General features: G+C 63.1%; 1 protein-coding gene. It reads left to right on the top strand.

Features of this window, described 5'->3' with window-relative positions; translation table 11 throughout:
* Nucleotides 1-52: 52 nt before the first annotated feature.
* On the top strand, nucleotides 53-263 hold a 211-nt coding region (locus FQ664_RS26250; RefSeq protein WP_144175910.1), incomplete at its 3' end, for a response regulator.

The raw sequence follows: 263 nt of genomic DNA, 5'->3' as shown, positions 1-263 counted from the left end.
GTGTTGGCACCACGGTCAGCCTGCTGCTACCCGCCACAGAGGAACCCAACCCATGACCGATGATCCGATCCGCGTACTGATGGTGGAGGACCAGACCGATCTGCGCGAAATGATCGGCCTGGCCCTGCGCGACTTCGGCATCGACGTGGCTACCACGGCCGATGCGCAGGAAGCAGTCGCGCTGCTGCAGGGCGATACGCGTTTCGACGTGGTGTTCAGTGACATCAGCATGCCCAACGGCATGTCGGGCATCGAGCTGAGCG

The organism is Pseudomonas persica (assembly GCF_900291015.1).
Classification (GTDB): Bacteria; Pseudomonadota; Gammaproteobacteria; order Pseudomonadales; family Pseudomonadaceae; genus Aquipseudomonas.
This window is presented reverse-complemented; position numbering and strand designations above follow the sequence as displayed.